The organism is Enterococcus haemoperoxidus ATCC BAA-382 (genome assembly GCF_000407165.1).
Taxonomy (GTDB): domain Bacteria; phylum Bacillota; class Bacilli; order Lactobacillales; family Enterococcaceae; genus Enterococcus_L; species Enterococcus_L haemoperoxidus.
Map to the genome: position 1 here is coordinate 739750 of NZ_KE136479.1, position 16196 is coordinate 755945.

Consider the following 16196-nt stretch of genomic DNA (forward strand, 5'->3'; position numbering starts at 1 on the left):
TTTTTTCATTACGTCGTGAGGAGAGTGAAATCAATGGAATGGGATGCGAAAAAATATAATACGACACATGATTTTGTTTTTAAATACGGAGCTGGGTTGTTGGAATTATTGCCGAAAGAGTCAAAAAAAGTGTTGGATATTGGGTGTGGAACGGGAGCGTTGACGAGTCAAATTGCAGAACTTGGTCATGAAGTGACGGGAATCGATCAATCACTAAATATGATCAATCAAGCAAAAGAAAGCTATTCTGATTTGAGTTTTTTACAGGAAGATATTTTAAATCCCTCGGATCAAATTGGACAGTATGATGTCGCTTTTTCGAACGCAGTTTTTCATTGGATTCCTGATCAAGAGTTGCTATTGAAGAATATCAGTGAGCATCTAAACGTGAATGGGCAGTTAATTTGTGAGTTTGGTGCAGTTGGGAATGTACAGTCGCTTAGAGAAGCTTTTGGACGTGAGTTAAATGCATTGGGTGTACCTTTTGAGGAGCCATTTTGTTTTACGTCTGCTGAAGACTATCGGATTTTGCTTGAAAAAAATCATTTTGAGGTTTTGGAGATTTTGGAATATGAACGGCCAACGCTGCTTAAGGGTGGTAAGGATGGTTTGCGACAGTGGATGGAACAATTTTATTCTGTTGAATTAGGGGAATTGTCTGAAGATCAGAAAGAGGAGGTTCTTGAGAATATGGAGCGAGATTTGAAGTCGTGGTTATGGAAAAAGGATCATTGGGAAGCTGATTATCGAAGGTTGAGAATCAAAGCTTATAAAAAATAGGGAAAGTAGTATCTCGGTTGAATAAAAAAGGACAAATAAGACACCGATAAAGCGTTTACATTTTTACGCTCTTGTGGTAAGATATAATTAACAAAAACAAAGGAGTGTTTTTAAATAAAAAAAATAAAAATGTTGTGTGTTGCTATTATGATGGTCTCTTATGGTACCTTGTCAGTAACGAATGTTTATGCAAATGAAGCAGAGCAAACTCAAAGGCTCTCTCAACAATTATCAAAAACTAATGCACAAGAAGTCGTCCAGTTAGCTCAAACATTAGGAATTAAAACAGATAGCGAAGAAATAATTATAACCGATAGTCAAATGGTTCGTTTACTTGAAAAAAGTGGTGTTGATACTAGTCAAATAATGTTACCTAGAAGAGATGGTGTTACAAAAATCATATCACGAGGAAGAGGTTCGTGGGATGTATATATTAGTGCTACATGGATTCAAAATTATTATTGGGTACTTGGAGCAGCGGCTGGTGTTATTGCAGCGATTGCACCGGGAATTGGTTGGGGCTTAGTCTATTCTATAGTAGCTTCTGTTGCAGGTCTTGTTGGACAGAATAGCAAAAATGGTGTAATTGTTCGTGTAAGAAATTGGGAAATTTCTTCTATGTCTTATCAATAAAAAAGAAAGAATGTGCTTGATGATGACGATGAATAAGCAAAAAAGGTTTGTGAGTACACTATTCGTTTTTGTCTTTTATGTAGGAGTAAATTATTTTTTAATTCATGGGAATATCGAAAATAATTATTTGACAAGTTTGTTATTGGTTCTTGTAAATAGCATTTTTATTATAATTTTAAGAATATTATTAAATGGACTGTTTAACGTTAGCAGAAATTTACTCATTTTTTCTATAATAATATTACTACTATTATTAGGAGTACCATTGTTGTTTGTTGTTTTGACTTAGTCATTTACGAATAGAGTGTCTAGAATAAGAATAGAAGAGAAAGCAAGGGAATACCAATTTATGGTAATTCTTGCTTTTTCTTCTATTCAATTTTTTGCGAATTTAAAATGAAAGAATTGATAAATATGCTAGACTAGCTATGAGGAATAAAAAATAGCATGTTATTTTTAATAGTAAGTAGGAGCGGGTAAAAATTGCCGTTATTATTGGAGGTATCATGTTGCAAAAGCAAGCAAACGAGAAAAAAAATCGCTATGGCCCAATAGGATATCACAGTAATTGAAACAGCTACGACGAAAGATGGAGAACTGTATACTGAAGTTAGCGCATTGTTTGATGAGAAAGAGGAGTTTCTAAATAAAGAGATCACACAGGTTACCATCAAAGAAGCAAAAGAGAATCTTTTAAAGAAGCAAACTGAAATCGAAACATTAAAACGTGAGTACAGTAAAAAAATAAATGCTAGCGTAGCAGAAGGCAATGTTCAACTCTTACAGAAAAAGATTGTTTTGGCAAGTAATAAATTAGAGATACAAACAGAGATAAATGATCTGTTCAGCTCAAAAGAATTAGCGATTAAAGGGCAAATCGTGTATACAAGCAATCGAAACGGAATGATCAATGTATATCCAGTACCAAGTCATTGGCAAATAGGTGCAGAAGTTGCCAATAATCCAGAAAAAGTGAGGACATTGGCTCAAGATATTATGGACAATGTTCGAGTGGTAACAGTGGATGTAGGGAAGCCAAGAGATGTGTTATCTTTGATAAAGATACAGAAGTAACTCGATTTAACTTAAAAAACAGGTAGTTTAGAAAATAAAAAATTCTAAACTACCTGTTTGTATATAGCTTTAATATTCTTATATTTGTTTATTATGCATATTTTATTTGGATAAGAAAAAATCCACAATAAAATTTAGTATTATTCGTTTTTCATTAAAAAATATCTTGAAAGAATTAAGTTCAAGATATTTCTGTTTTTTTATTATATGTAATCAAAAGAGTGGAATTGATCACTTATATAAGTATATTCTATTAATTTTATTTAGTCTAGTAGAAAAAACATTGTTTTTTATCATTTTTTTCTGTTTTTTTAAAAAAAATTGATAGAAATCCGTTTATTTATTGATTGATTTCGTTTTAGAAAAGAGATATTTATAGGTATAATTCGTTTTTTAGCCGTCAAAAAACCGTCAAATTTAAAATGTCTAGGAGGAGAAAAGTATGTCAAAAAGAGGAGAAAATATCTATAAGCGAAAAGATGGTCGCTGGGAAGGTCGTTATAGAAAAGGCCGGAATAAGGAAGGTAGAATTATCTATGGATATGTTTATGGAAAACAATATAATGAAGCAAAAGAAAAGTTATCAAAAAAAAATGCAGACTATTCTATATATGGAGAAACAGTTGTGCAAGAAGAAATGATGGTGGATGAATGGTTAAATTATTGGTTAAATATTTTAATGAAAAATAGAATCAAACCGTCTACCTATTCAAATTATAGAGGACGAATTAGACGCCATCTTTCGCCATTTTTTAAAAATAAGCAATTATCTGAGCTAGAAACAGCTGATATAGACAGATTTATTTATTCATTGTATCTATCAGAACTTTCGCCAAATACTATTCGCAGTATTATTAGTATGTTAAGAAGTGCTCTAAAAAAAGCCGTAAATGATAATAGAATTTCAAAAAATCCTTGCCAAGGGGTTCTTTTACCGGCACTCACAAAACCAAAAATAAAAAGCTTAGACAGAAAGCAACAAAAAAAATTGGAACAGATTGCTTTATATAAAAAAGAGTGTTCGGCAGAAATCATTGCGTTGTATACGGGAATGAGGATTGGAGAAATCAGTGGATTAAAATGGGAAGATATCGATTTTAAACACAATAAAATTTTTGTGAAAAGAACCATTTCCAGAATCCCTTCAGTGACAGAACCACACAAAACAGAGATTATTATCGGAAAACCAAAGTCAATTAATGGAGAACGTGCCATACCAATATCTAAAAATTTAAAAAGATATTTATTGGAAAAAAAGCAAAGAAGTACCAGTATATTTGTCATTTCCTGCAAAAATAGTTTTACAGAACCACGTATTATTAACTATCGTTTTAAAAAAATAATAGACGAATCGAAAATAGGACCGGTTCATTTTCACGCGCTTCGTCATACTTTCGCAACGAGATGTGTTGAATCAGGAATTGATATTGCGACATTGAGTAAAATCTTAGGACATGCATCTACCAAAATGACACTCGACATCTATACAGATTCATTGTGGGAAACGAGACGTTCGGCAATGATGGTGATTGATAGACAGCTTAATTATGATGAAAAGATCCACATATAATGGAAGAAAGACATTCAGCACAACGCTGAGTGTCTATTTTTTAGCCGTCAAAAAAATAGTCAAATCTTACCAAGAAATGAGGGATAATCGGATGGATTGAAAGAATATCTTGAACTTAATTCTTTCAGGATATTTATTATTGTGTTTTTTAAAATTAGCGTGATGAGTATAAATTTCAGATCAAAACGTCTTCAATAGTATTTTGCTTTTGAAGGCACACTAAGAAAAGTATTTAGTTCTGGATATAAATTTAGTAGGAGGTACCTGCGATGTACACTATCGGTATTTTTCGAGATTCGTCTCAACCTGTATTGGATTATACCAAAGAATTGGTGAGCTTAGGTCATGAGATTGCAATTTTACAAGTAGGAGATGTAGGTTCTGAACTAGCAAGTATAGATGCATTTATTATTGAAGAATCCACTGTAAGTGAGCTTTCTACTATTTGCAAAAATGTTCTGGAATTAAGAACGAGATTAAATAAATTGATCTGGGTGTTGCTAATTGAAAATGATGAAGAAACAAAAACAAAAAAGAAAATTTACCTACAACTAGGTGCAGATGGTGTCTCTGTTTATGAAGATGAGTTTGTCTTACAATTTTCAAATATCTTAAAACGTATTGAGAATAAGGAAGAACCCAATGTTTTACAGATGATGCCAACGACAGGCCCGTTATTAGAACTACTTCCAGAAAATCTCAGTGTTTTAAAAGAAGGAAAAGTCGAAATCAGTCTAACAAAATTGGAATTTAAAGTCTTGGAACTACTGTTTGATAAGCACGATAAAGCATTGAGCTATGAAGAAATCTATCAACATATTTGGGGAAACGAAAGTGCTGAGAAAAAAGAGTATCGAGTGAGTAATATCATATTCCATTTAAGAGGAAAATTAGAAGAAGACCCCACCACGCCGAAATTTATCAAAACAGTTCGAACAATCGGGTACAAATTAGCACTGAATCCACAAGTAACCAATGTTGGGATGAATAAAGCTTGAAGGAGGTGAAGAAACTGGGAACATTCTTTTTAAACTAATGGGGCAGGAGGGAAAATGAATGAAATGATTAAAAAAAGAAAATTTCAATTAGTTGGAATGAGCATAGCCATTCTTTCGATCCTTATTTTAGCTATGTTTTCACAGCTGCATTCTTCTGCAAATAAAATTTTTGCCAAATCACCGATTTCGTTGACAGCTGTTGAAGATGAACGTTATGCAAATGAAGTATTTCATATAAAAATTTCTGACACAAGATCTGAAAATGAGCTGAAGAAACCGGATGAGAGTGATTCGTCAACTGATTTGGGTGAGTCAAAAAAAGATTGGCAAGTTCGTCTTCCAGAAGGAATAGAATTTAATGAAGCACAAGAAAGAGCCATGCTTTTACAAGAAGACCCAAAAGCAGTGTTTCCTGTTTTTAATTGGAATGAAGAAACACGGATGTTGACGATCACAGTGAATAGTACTCAATCTTCCCTGAAATTAGCATTATTAGCAGAAAAAAGTGGCGATTATTCACTGACCTTGACTGATGAAGCAAGTAGTGTTGGTCAAGAAGAGTTAAAATTTGTCGTCAAAGAATCAAAAGAGGGTACAAAAAATAGTCAAGCTCCTGACAGTTTAAATCTCGCTCAACCAAGGGCATTAAGCACTCGAGCTACTGGAACAGCAGAAGTGACAGATTGGCAAAGTTTTGTTGAGGCGATCGCAGATAACACAGTGAATACTATTTCATTACAAAATGATATTACACTATCGGGCACGTTGAATAACTATAAGGATTTATTTAGTGTTAGTTCGGTTGATCTAGCCAGTGCGCAAAATGTTTATTTATATATTAATAAAAATGCGACTGCACGCTCACTGACGATTGATGGAAATGGTCATAACTTTAACTTTGGCAACTTAGCCATCGGTTTTCTAGACCAATCAAGCTATGTATCAGGAAGTTCCGGTACTACTTTTGGCTATTGGGATTTAAAATTTCAAAACATCAATATGAGTTCTTCAAACTATTCTGGCCCATTTTATATTTCATCTTATACGGCAACTGAAAGTCCAACGAATGGGTTAACGGGAACGAATCGAAGCAATGCGAATATTTCTTATGATCTTACTTCAGCTACCAATACGAGAAATGTGACAGACTTTTTAGGTTACACGATTGGTCTAAATGACCCATGGGTAACGAATGTAGAATTGTTAAATGATATTTACACAACTGCACCAACCTATTCATCTAGTTATTTTATTTACAGTCCGTATTTACGTTACTCGCAAAATGTGACCACAGCAACATCGATTGGAATTGCTTCTGGTGGTGAGTCTCACATGTATTTCCAACTACAAGGAAATGCGCGGACCGTCAAAGTAAATGGAAACAACTACACACTGGACTTTGGTTCGCTCTGTTTTACTTTCCAAGCTTATAATAACTACGGTTCAAAAGCCTGGGATATCCAATTTAGTAATATGACGGTTTATCACGGTAACTATTGGGGCGCGATGATTTTTAACAATGGTGCCAATGGTGGAAAAATGACAATGGATAATTATACTGGGTATGGAACACAGTTTTTAGAATCGCAACAAACCAATTTAACGCTGAAAAACAAAGTCCATTTAGAACAACAACGTACATGGACTTCTGTAAGAAAAGACGGAACAACGATTCGTACGTGGAATGTGAATAATTACCAACAAGGAAGTTTAGCGATTTCCACAGCCGTTGTAGAAGATAATGCGGATGTTTATATTTCTTCACTTGGTTCGAACGTACTTTATATCCCATCAGGCAGTTTTGCTATCGGTAAAAATGTCAAACTAAAACTGGAACGTGGTGATCAAACAACTGCAGCCGAGTATTACAATACCAACTTAAACATTTCAGGTGGGTCATTATCCGTAGGGGAAGGTTCCACGGTAGATATCTTAAACCATCATTCGACATATGGTGGTGCGGTTTACCTAGGATCAGCTTCATCTGAGTTAAACATTGGGAAAGATTCGACGGTAAATATCCAAACAGATGCTTATTCTGGAACGGGTAACAATAATATAAACTTTAATCCAATCTATATGAATGGCGGTTCGATCAACGTTTCAGGGAATTTAAATGTCAAGGGTGTAAACATGGGGGCCAGCACAACGGATCTATTCTATGTTGCAAATAACTCAACCTTTATCGTTCAACCGAATGCTTCGTTTGATATTCAAAGCGATAGCACATCGATCACGCAATATTTATTGCGAATGGGTGGAGCGTCATCAACTTTTAAATTCTCAGATGCTAAACGCGTGAATCTTCAAAAAAATAGCGCATTAACTAGCGGTACATCTACCAATAATGGGTTGATTTGGTCTCAAGGAAACTTAGATATGTCGGTTCAAAATGTCTTCCAATGGTCACTGAATAATGTTGCTGGCGGAGCTGATGGCGATAGTGATTATACGTATGAGTACAATCCGATGAGTAATATGCGATTAGCCTATGGAAGTAGCTTTAATCCTACGATCACAGCATCTAATGCGATGACAAATGAAACGTTAACTAGATTTAACGCGAATTTTACAACGAGAGGACAACAACGGGTTCTCTTTACTCGAGTACCAGATCCAAATATTGCGATTCATAGCATTGCAACCGATAATCGTGGCAATAACAGTTCGATAACGGTATCTGGCTATGCGATTCCAAATGCCTATATCCGTATTTGGGATGTACCAGTCAATAACTCGATCACGGCAGCTTTTGATCCATCAACCGACAACATAAAATCGCCCGTAGAAGATATGTCTACACCAGCTGAATATCGTGCGAATTTTACAACGAAATCAGATGCGGCAGGGAATTGGTCCATAACCGTACCAGCAGGGCATTATTTTACCGCTGGAAGTGTCATCCATGCCTACGGATTTGCGAATTTAAAAGCCGAAGAAGTAACACAAACAGTCTTAGATAAAACACCGCCTACTGCTTCACCGGTGACTTATTATATGACGAAAGGTGATCCTTTGCCTGCACCAAAAGACATGGTGAAAGACGTTAGTGATACAAGTCCTGTCAATACTGGTTTTGATTATGCCTATACGGATCCTACTACGGCAGAAACAGCAGCCAATACGCCAGGAACTCACACGGTACAGATCAATGTATCAGATCAGGCGGTTGATGCTGATGGAAATCCAGCACCGAATACCAAAGTCGTTGAGTCAACGTTAGTTGTCTATGACCAAGCTTCAGGTGTTTCAGGTTCTGACTTTGAAGCATCGTATGTAGATATTCGTAATTTATCAGAAACGGAATTAAAGGATTATATCCTAAAGCATAGTAAACCAGAAGCCTATAAACTGACAAATGGAACCAAAACAAACTTGACTCAATTTGTCACGGTAACAGATTTTGGCGGCTTAAATAATGTGAGCGAACTTCAACCAAAAGCATATCCTGTGACATTAACAGTAAAAGCAGCTGATTCAGGATTGCCTACAGACATTACAACGACGATTCAAGTGACAGTAGTCGATGTCGATGCTGTATTATCAGTTGAATTCTTAAATGAAGCAAACCAAGTGTTACCTGGGTATACCGTTAAACTAAATACCCAAGTCGGAGACACGATTGACTTAACAAAAGAAGAGAGTGTTACCACACAACTTACGAATCTAACGAAAGCCGGGTATGATATTGCCGAACGAGCAGCCAATGAAACAGCGGTGAAGATTAATAATACTGCATTAACCGTTCAATACAAACTACAAGGTGTATTGAGCTTGACCTCGGTACCAAGTGCGTTAGACTTTGGCTCGCTCGCTTATAATGCAACAACCAAACGAGTAGAAGACCCAGAATTTGATAAACAACTAGTTGTTACAGATACTCGAGCAGATGCTGCCAATGGTTGGCGCTTAACGGCTACATTGACAACACCGATGAAAAACGATAGCGGTCAAGAATTAGTCAATGCTCTGCGCTATGTTACGAGCGGTAAGGAAACAATTTTAAATAATAATGCACAGGTCGTTTACACCAATAGTAAGGGCACTGCAGGTAGTTTTGATGTTAGTGACAGTTGGGGCAAAACAGCAAATACTGACGGGATAAAATTACAAATCAATTCATCTGATACAGTGTATACAGGAGATTATGTCGGCGTAATTACCTGGAAAGTCATGGCTGGACAACCATAAAGGAGAGTGGAAAATGAAACATAAAACAATAACATTAATCGTCTGCTCTCTGGTTGTGTTGCTCGGCATGTTTAGTTACTCAAACAGTTCAAGTGCGAATGAAGGAACAGGTGGGCAAGTCAATCGAGGCGGTAAGATTTCATTTTACGAAGAATCGACAGAACCGTCTGATTCCTCTACCAGTACTGAACCAAGTTCATCCACAACGACAACTACGAGTACAACAGTGAAACCAGCTGGAAAAACACTTCCTAGTATGGGGGAGCTGCTAAAAAACTACGGCATTTTCGGTATAGGTATTCTATTCCTATTGCTATTGCTTCTCTTTTTACGAAAACGTAGAAAGGGGGAGCAAAAATGAAGTTAAAACAAGTCGGTATCTGGTCGTTATCAATCGCCAGTTTGTTTCTAGCCATTGAATCAGGCATCATTGCACAAGCTGCCCCTGAGACGCTTGATCAATCAGGTTCAGTCAGCATCAAAGGAAGCGTGGTAACCAATCCTGTTGACCCTGAAAATCCAGAGAATGTTGTTGATCCGGGGGAGAGCCCTTCAACTGAAGGGTCACTTCGTATTGATTACGTTTCTGCTCTTGATTTTGGTGAAAGCAAGATTTCTAAAAATGGACGTGACTATCACGCTCTTGCGCAACAGTTCTTTGGTGAAACTGGTCCTAGAGGGAGCTACATTCAAATTACCGATCAACAAGCAGAATCGTCCGGTTGGACCCTACAAGTCAAACAAAACTATCAGTTTACAAATCCTATTATTCAAGAAACGAATGAGCAGGATTTAAAAGGTGCGGTTCTTTCACTAGACAAAGGCTGGGCAAATTCCAGCGGTACGAGTGAAGCGCCTACCGTGATGCGAGAAACGATTGCCTTAAATTCGATTGGTTCAGCCTATGAAGTCGCAACTGCCAGAGCAGGCAGCGGTAAAGGTGTTTGGACTATTGCATTTGGCGCATCAGATACCAATTCTAGCAAGCAACCTGCAACACTGACACCTGTAGTAGATCAAACGGGAAAACCAGTGATAGACAGTCATTATAGTAAACCAGTGTATAGCAATTCAGCGATCACACTAAGCATACCGGAAACAACAAAAATTCATCCGGTAGAATACCAAACGGAGATAACTTGGATTTTAGCCAAGTTGCCTTAATAAATAACACACAAACAATTAGGAGGAACATCAATATGAAAGCAAAAAGTCTTTGTGCATCAACATTAGTAGCAATTTTAGGAGTAACAGTTCTAGGAGCGGCAACACCTGCATTCGCAGCACCAACTGAATTAACATCAGATGGTACTGTAACAGTTACAGAAGGGACTGCCGGTGGTGGTGAATCTGAAACAGTCGATCCAGAAAATCCAGGTGAAGTATTACCAACGCCAGATCCAGAATCTCCAGATGAAAACACAAACACAGAACAAGGATCATTAGTTATTGAAAAAACGACTGATTTGGATTTTGGTTCTGTTAAAACATCTGCCAACACTGTAACAAGCTATGCCAAACCAATGACATTTAACGGTGGAACAACAAAACGTGGTGCTTATGTACAATGGGCTGACGTTCGTGCCGGAGGCGTTTTCGGATATACAATCACAGCACAATTAACAAAGCAATTCACATCAGGAACAAACGTATTATCTGGTTCAACAATTGACTTCAGCAACGGACTTGCTGCAGCGCAAGGAGATAACACAAATGCTGTCCCTTCAAATGTTAAAACTAGTTTCCAATTGACAGAAGAAGAGAATGATGCACAACCAGTCGTTGTAGCTGACAAAGATAAAAAAGAAGGAAAAGGCCGTCACGTCTTAGAATTTGGTCAAAGTTCATCTTCAACAGCAGGTAATGCTGGAACTGATGCGAATTCTGTAAAATTAACAATTCCTGCAGCAACTGCTTCAAACATGGCTGTAGCGGATTACACTGCTACTGTAACATGGAAAATTACTGCTGCGCCTGCTGCAGAAGAAACACCAGAAGCATAAGCATGATTTTAGATTTTTGCAGAGGAACAAGTTTAACTTGTTCCTCTGTGTACATAGAAAATATACTTTAGAATAAACGAGGTTAGTTATGAAATCACATATAGGATCTATAAAGCAATGGGTAAGTATTTTTTTGAGTATCGTGGTTATTGGGCTCTTTTTTTTAAAAGCAGTTCCTAGTTATTCCGCTGATAAGAATCCAGCAGGTGTTACAGGGTTTACGTACAGTATTACGTTCCCTGATAACCAAGTAAAAAAAGATTTAGGCTACTTTAAATTAAAAATGGACCCAGGTAAAAACCAACAGATTTCTATCACATTAAGCAATCCTGGTACTGAAAAAGTGACGATCGACGTTAAATTGAATGGGGCAAAGACGAACCAAAACGGTGTGATTGAATACGGTGAATCAACAATTAAAAATGATCCATCCTTACAATTTGATTTTACCGATATTGTCACTGGACCAGAATCAGTTGAGCTAGCACCGGGAGAAACCAAGAATCTTGATTTGACCATTCAAATGCCAGAAACAAGCTTTGATGGGGTGATTGCTGGTGGTATCCAGTTGATGAGAGCAAATCAAAATGGCACCTCTTCTAATGAAGGCGGCTCAAAAATCATTAACCAATATGCCTATGTGATTGGTGTTGTGCTACAAGAATCAGAAAAAGTTATTGCACCAGATTTAAAATTGAACAGTGTGAAAGCGGGCCAAAGCAATTATCGCAATGCTATTTTTGTAAATTACTCTAATGTGATGGCAGCGTATTTAGATAATATGACTGTTGAAGTTCAAATTACAGAGAAAGGGAAAGAGACTGTTTTATATGAACGCAAACAAACCGCAATGAGAATGGCACCAAATTCCTTTATTGACTTTCCTGTCAGTATGAATGGTGAGCGGATGGTTGCAGGAGATTATGTAGCAAACATTCTCGTGACCTCTGGCGATAAAAAATGGAAATGGACCAAAGATTTCAGCATTTCAGATAAAGATGCGAACAAATTCAACGAGCGAGATGTTGGTTTAGTGCAAGAAAAAGGGCTGGACTGGAAATTGATTGCCCTAATCGTTGTTGGTATTTTAGCCTTAATTATCCTAATTTTCGTCATTATTCGCATACGTAATAAGAAAAAACAAGAAAAAGAATTAGCCTTAAAAAAAGAACGTAAAAAGAAGAAACAACAAGGGTCATCTAATGGAAAAAGTAGTAAGAAAAAGGATTAGGAAAGTATAGGAGCTGTAGTGTATGTCTGTTTTAGATTGGATTTTCATCATAGGGATAGCACTGTCAATTGTTGCGCTCCTAGGGTCAGGCTATTTTTTAGTACAGTTTTTTCATAAACGTAGTCTGCTAAAAAAACTTCCAAATAAAAAATTTAAAAACAAAAAGAAAAATAGAAAAATCGCACGAAAAAAGCAGCAGTTGATGAAACAGAAAAAAAAGAGCATACGCTTATTTTGGGTAATGTCATTTGTGACAGTTGTTTTAGCTGGTGGGATGTCGTATCTTTCTTATTATCAGTCGATGAATTTAACAACGGAGGATTCAGATTCGGTTGTAAAAGGCTACTACCTTTTGCGGGATTTTGAAGACCAGTTGATTATAGCTCGTGATAAAAGTGATGAGGAAGAAAAATTACAAAAAAATCTTCGTTACTTAGCCACCTCTATGGCAAGCTATGGGACGAAAAAAGCGAGTGATGTCAATTCAGAAGAAGGTCAAATCACCTTGAATCGTTATTATAATTCAGTCAAGCAATTAGGGATGAATGCAAGTACGCAAACCAAAAACTTTTTCGGCAACCAAGAATTGGTGGATAGTTTTTTAGCCGATATCAAGAAAGCGCAAGTCTATGAAAAAGAAACTTTTGATTATTACAAAGTGAATGAATCTGCTTTTAAAGAAGAAAAGTAATCAGAGTGAGTGATTTTCGATGGAGAAAAAATCAAAGCGCACAATAAAAAAGAAACCGACAACCGCAAGAAAAAAACGCCCTTCTCAAAAAGTACCAGCAAAAAAGACAGGAAACAAAAAAAGACAACACCATAATAAAAAGACCAAACGTAAAAAACAACCCGTTAAAAACTATCTAAAGGAACTTATCGTTGCTATAAGTTTGAGTGTCGTATTGATACTTGTCATCAGTTCCTTTTTCCTGACGATCGTAACGGTTCACGGTTTTAGTATGATCCCAACGTTACGAGAAAAAGATCAGGTTCTTGTTCAAAAAACAACTGACTTCAAACGTTTTGATTTAGTTGCCTTTAAAAGTGGCAATGGGAACACGCAAATTAGACGAATCATTGGTCTGCCAGAAGAAAAAATTGCGTACACGGACGATACACTTTTCGTGAATGACCAGCCAGTAGACGAAAAATTTATTATGGATGAAATCAATGAAAGCCAACGCAACGGTAAAAATTATACAGAAGATTTCACGAATCGAACGTTAACTTCTGCTGTTGCGATTCCTGAGGGATACTACTTAGTTTTAGGAGATAATCGACCGTATGCGACCGATAGTCGGCATTATGGTTTGATTGCAAAAGAGAATGTGATTGGGAAAGTGACGATGCAGCTTTTACCGTTTGGTGAGATGAAGAGTTTTTAGAGTGGGAATATAGTATACAGAGTTAGCGAAGGTGAACTAAAGGCATCTCTTGTTAATAGAAGAAAATAATGACAGATATCAAGAGAATGTTTCCCGAAAAAAGCTTGTTTATAGATTAAGTTAATAGGGAACGAAATAGCGATTGAAAAATAGAGAGAATTAAATGTAAGTAAAGTCTTTGAAAAAGCGTATACATATTTATATCTTTTTGTTAGTATATATTTATAGAATAACTATCTCGCAGAGAGGAAGATTATTATGTCAACGATTGTACTTGTAATAGCCCTTCTATCACTTTTTTTAGATAGATTTTTTCCTCAAAAAAATAGTAGTGAGTTACTAAAGTATTATAAATTTGTTTTAATAATCATAGCTGTCTTAGAAATATTGAATGGATGGGTGCTATAGCACCCATCCATTATTTTTGTATGTTCTGAAAACCACCGGCTATGCGGGTGGTTCCATAGAGCTTCCAGCGAGGTAATAAAAAAGGCCCTAAAATGTTAAACTGATATTGGTTTCCCGACCGTATCATCAACATTAAAGGAGGTTCCCTTATGAAAAAGGACAATCAAAGTTTATCACACACCATATGGAAATGTAAGTATCACATCGTCTTTGCGCCAAAATACCGTCGCCAAATCATTTATGGCAAGTACAAGAAAAGTATCGGAGAAATTATTTGAGTATTATGTGAAAGAAAAGGGGTCGACATCATCGAGGCAAATGCACGTCGAGATCACATTCATATGTTGGTCAGTATTCCCCCGAAATTAAGTGTCTCGGGTTTTATCGGTTACCTAAAATGAAGAAAAAAGTTTTAGGGATTTCTATAGGAGTGGTAGCACTTATAGCTGTTATTATTGGAATTATTATGTTCTAACAACAAGCAAAGGAAAAGAAAAAGAAGCAACCAAAGAGGGGGTTCTTTACAAATAAGTAGCTGCACTTTTTGATGAAAAACAAGACTTTTTAAGCAAAGAAATAAAACCTGTGACTATCGAAGAAAAGCTTTTCAAAGAAACAAACAGAAATTGAAAAGTTAAAACGCGAGTATGAAAAGAAAATAAACACGAATACAGCAGAAACGACTATTCAAAATTTACAGAAAAAGGTTACTCTGGCAAACACTAAATTAGAAATACAAACAGAGACAAATGAGTTGTTCAGCTCAAAAGAACGTTCAATCAAAGGGAGCAAAATCAAAAATGAACTGCCGATTTCAGTAGACTTGACAAGAGAAAAGATTATCGAAGTCACAGATACAGTCTCTGAAAATAAAGAATTAAAAGGGCAATGGAAAGAAACTATTGATTCTCTCCTTAAAAATGCGACAGAACAAGTAGAGCAGATAGAGAAAATTAAATAATTATTCAACGAATTCTTTGATGGAAATGTACCAAAAGAAACAGTCCAACAAAGTGATTACGATGTGTTGAACAAAAAAATAGAGAAAGTTAAAAACGAAGAACTAAAAACTACATTTACAGCAAAATTGATTTTAATGAAAACCATGCTTGATACTCAAGGCCAAATAAGTGCGTTAACGCAACAACAAAAGGAAGCTGAAGAAGAAGTCAACAAAGCATTAGAAAAAGCAAAAGCAGACACTACCAAAGCAGCAGAACAAGCGACAGGAGACGATAAATTATTGCTTGGCTATTCAGATGATCAGATTGAATATGCTCGTGTGTGGCTGACATTGATTGGTGTGAAACCGTCAGAACTAAATGCGAAAACAATAACTGCAGGCACACCGCTCGACTCATATGATAAAGGCAGTGCCACTTATCCGACAGATGCCATTATACTTTATGGTGGCTATAGTGCGGAAGGGCAAATCGTTTGTACAAGCAATCGAAACGGAACGATCAATGTATATCCAGTACCAAGTCATTGGCAAATCGGGGCAGAAATTGCCAATGACCCAGAAAAAGTAAGAGCGTTGACTCAGGATATTTTGGATAATGTACGAGTGGTGAATGTGGATGTAAGGAATCCAAGAGATGTGTTGGATGTGATAAAGATACAGAAGTGAATAAACTTGTGTCAACAAAACGGATAGTTTTGAAAATGAAAATTTTCTAGACTATCTGTTTTTATTTCCAATTTAAAAGCTAAAATAGAACGTATACTAGGTTTGGAAATGTATTTTATAATTTTCTTTTAATTAATTATGGTGAACAATTGAAAATTATATATTTACATTGAGTTATTTAAGAATTACAATTAAGTATATATAGTATTATCTAATCTTAGTAACTATACAGTCACCGTAGGTACAAAAACCAGAAGAAGTAAAAAGAGATTGGTAGGATAACAGTCAGC

14 protein-coding genes and 1 pseudogene are annotated in these 16196 nt (G+C 36.1%); all 15 read left to right on the forward strand.

Features of this window, described 5'->3' with window-relative positions; all coding sequences use genetic code 11:
• Positions 1-33 precede the first annotated feature (33 nt).
• Positions 34-780: a class I SAM-dependent methyltransferase gene (locus tag I583_RS03535; RefSeq protein WP_010763191.1), complete on the forward strand. Its 747-nt coding sequence runs from the start codon at positions 34-36 to the stop codon at positions 778-780.
• 147 nt (positions 781-927) lie between these two features.
• Positions 928-1413 carry a hypothetical protein gene (locus tag I583_RS03540; protein WP_010763192.1) on the forward strand — a complete coding sequence of 162 codons (486 nt, stop codon included), beginning with the start codon at positions 928-930 and terminating at the stop codon, positions 1411-1413.
• A gap of 618 nt (positions 1414-2031) precedes the next feature.
• Entirely contained in the window at positions 2032-2487 is a 456-nt protein-coding gene (locus I583_RS03545; RefSeq protein ID WP_010763193.1) for a hypothetical protein, read from the forward strand.
• A 442-nt stretch (positions 2488-2929) separates the two neighbouring features.
• Positions 2930-4057 carry a tyrosine-type recombinase/integrase gene (locus I583_RS03550; RefSeq protein ID WP_010763194.1) on the forward strand — a complete coding sequence of 376 codons (1128 nt, stop codon included), beginning with the start codon at positions 2930-2932 and terminating at the stop codon, positions 4055-4057.
• A 269-nt stretch (positions 4058-4326) separates the two neighbouring features.
• Positions 4327-5055 carry a winged helix-turn-helix domain-containing protein gene (locus I583_RS03555; RefSeq protein WP_010763195.1) on the forward strand — a complete coding sequence of 243 codons (729 nt, stop codon included), beginning with the start codon at positions 4327-4329 and terminating at the stop codon, positions 5053-5055.
• A 54-nt stretch (positions 5056-5109) separates the two neighbouring features.
• Complete coding sequence (locus tag I583_RS03560; RefSeq protein ID WP_010763196.1) at positions 5110-9246, forward strand: pectate lyase-like adhesive domain-containing protein; 4137 nt, start codon at positions 5110-5112, stop codon at positions 9244-9246.
• 13 nt (positions 9247-9259) lie between these two features.
• A complete protein-coding gene (locus tag I583_RS03565; RefSeq protein ID WP_010763197.1) occupies positions 9260-9607 on the forward strand; it encodes an EF2685/EF0750 family sortase-dependent surface protein in 348 nt (115 codons plus the stop codon).
• Positions 9604-10410 carry a WxL domain-containing protein gene (locus I583_RS03570; RefSeq protein WP_010763198.1) on the forward strand — a complete coding sequence of 269 codons (807 nt, stop codon included), beginning with the start codon at positions 9604-9606 and terminating at the stop codon, positions 10408-10410. The genes I583_RS03565 and I583_RS03570 overlap by 4 nt, the downstream gene beginning before the upstream one ends.
• A 35-nt stretch (positions 10411-10445) precedes the next feature.
• A complete protein-coding gene (locus I583_RS03575) occupies positions 10446-11249 on the forward strand; it encodes a WxL domain-containing protein (RefSeq protein WP_010763199.1) in 804 nt (267 codons plus the stop codon).
• Between the two features lie 88 nt (positions 11250-11337).
• A complete protein-coding gene (locus I583_RS03580) occupies positions 11338-12480 on the forward strand; it encodes a WxLIP family cell surface protein (RefSeq protein WP_010763200.1) in 1143 nt (380 codons plus the stop codon).
• Between the two features lie 202 nt (positions 12481-12682).
• Positions 12683-13171: a hypothetical protein gene (locus I583_RS03585; protein ID WP_244264860.1), complete on the forward strand. Its 489-nt coding sequence runs from the start codon at positions 12683-12685 to the stop codon at positions 13169-13171.
• A gap of 19 nt (positions 13172-13190) precedes the next feature.
• Entirely contained in the window at positions 13191-13868 is a 678-nt protein-coding gene (gene lepB, locus I583_RS03590) for a signal peptidase I (protein WP_010763202.1), read from the forward strand.
• 557 nt (positions 13869-14425) lie between these two features.
• Positions 14426-14674 (forward strand): annotated as a pseudogene (tnpA, locus tag I583_RS16415) (IS200/IS605 family transposase); the annotation flags it as partial.
• Positions 14675-15030: 356 nt separating this feature from the next.
• Entirely contained in the window at positions 15031-15237 is a 207-nt protein-coding gene (locus tag I583_RS03600) for a hypothetical protein (protein ID WP_010763204.1), read from the forward strand.
• 63 nt (positions 15238-15300) lie between these two features.
• The gene (locus tag I583_RS03605; RefSeq protein WP_010763205.1) at positions 15301-15906 is read left to right on the forward strand and encodes a hypothetical protein; all 606 of its coding nucleotides are present in this window, start codon (positions 15301-15303) and stop codon (positions 15904-15906) included.
• Positions 15907-16196: the final 290 nt, after the last annotated feature.

Bases quoted from the DNA above. Each gene is read 5' to 3' on its own strand.
- I583_RS03560 (WP_010763196.1), top strand. From the start codon at position 5,110: ATGAATGAAATGATTAAAAAAAGAAAATTTCAATTAGTTGGAATGAGC.
- I583_RS03585 (WP_244264860.1), top strand. From the start codon at position 12,683: ATGAAACAGAAAAAAAAGAGCATACGCTTATTTTGGGTAATGTCATTT.
- I583_RS03565 (WP_010763197.1), top strand. From the start codon at position 9,260: ATGAAACATAAAACAATAACATTAATCGTCTGCTCTCTGGTTGTGTTG.
- lepB (WP_010763202.1), top strand. From the start codon at position 13,191: ATGGAGAAAAAATCAAAGCGCACAATAAAAAAGAAACCGACAACCGCA.
- I583_RS03580 (WP_010763200.1), top strand. From the start codon at position 11,338: ATGAAATCACATATAGGATCTATAAAGCAATGGGTAAGTATTTTTTTG.
- I583_RS03555 (WP_010763195.1), top strand. From the start codon at position 4,327: ATGTACACTATCGGTATTTTTCGAGATTCGTCTCAACCTGTATTGGAT.
- I583_RS03575 (WP_010763199.1), top strand. From the start codon at position 10,446: ATGAAAGCAAAAAGTCTTTGTGCATCAACATTAGTAGCAATTTTAGGA.
- I583_RS03550 (WP_010763194.1), top strand. From the start codon at position 2,930: ATGTCAAAAAGAGGAGAAAATATCTATAAGCGAAAAGATGGTCGCTGG.
- I583_RS03535 (WP_010763191.1), top strand. From the start codon at position 34: ATGGAATGGGATGCGAAAAAATATAATACGACACATGATTTTGTTTTT.
- I583_RS03570 (WP_010763198.1), top strand. From the start codon at position 9,604: ATGAAGTTAAAACAAGTCGGTATCTGGTCGTTATCAATCGCCAGTTTG.
- I583_RS03540 (WP_010763192.1), top strand. From the start codon at position 928: ATGATGGTCTCTTATGGTACCTTGTCAGTAACGAATGTTTATGCAAAT.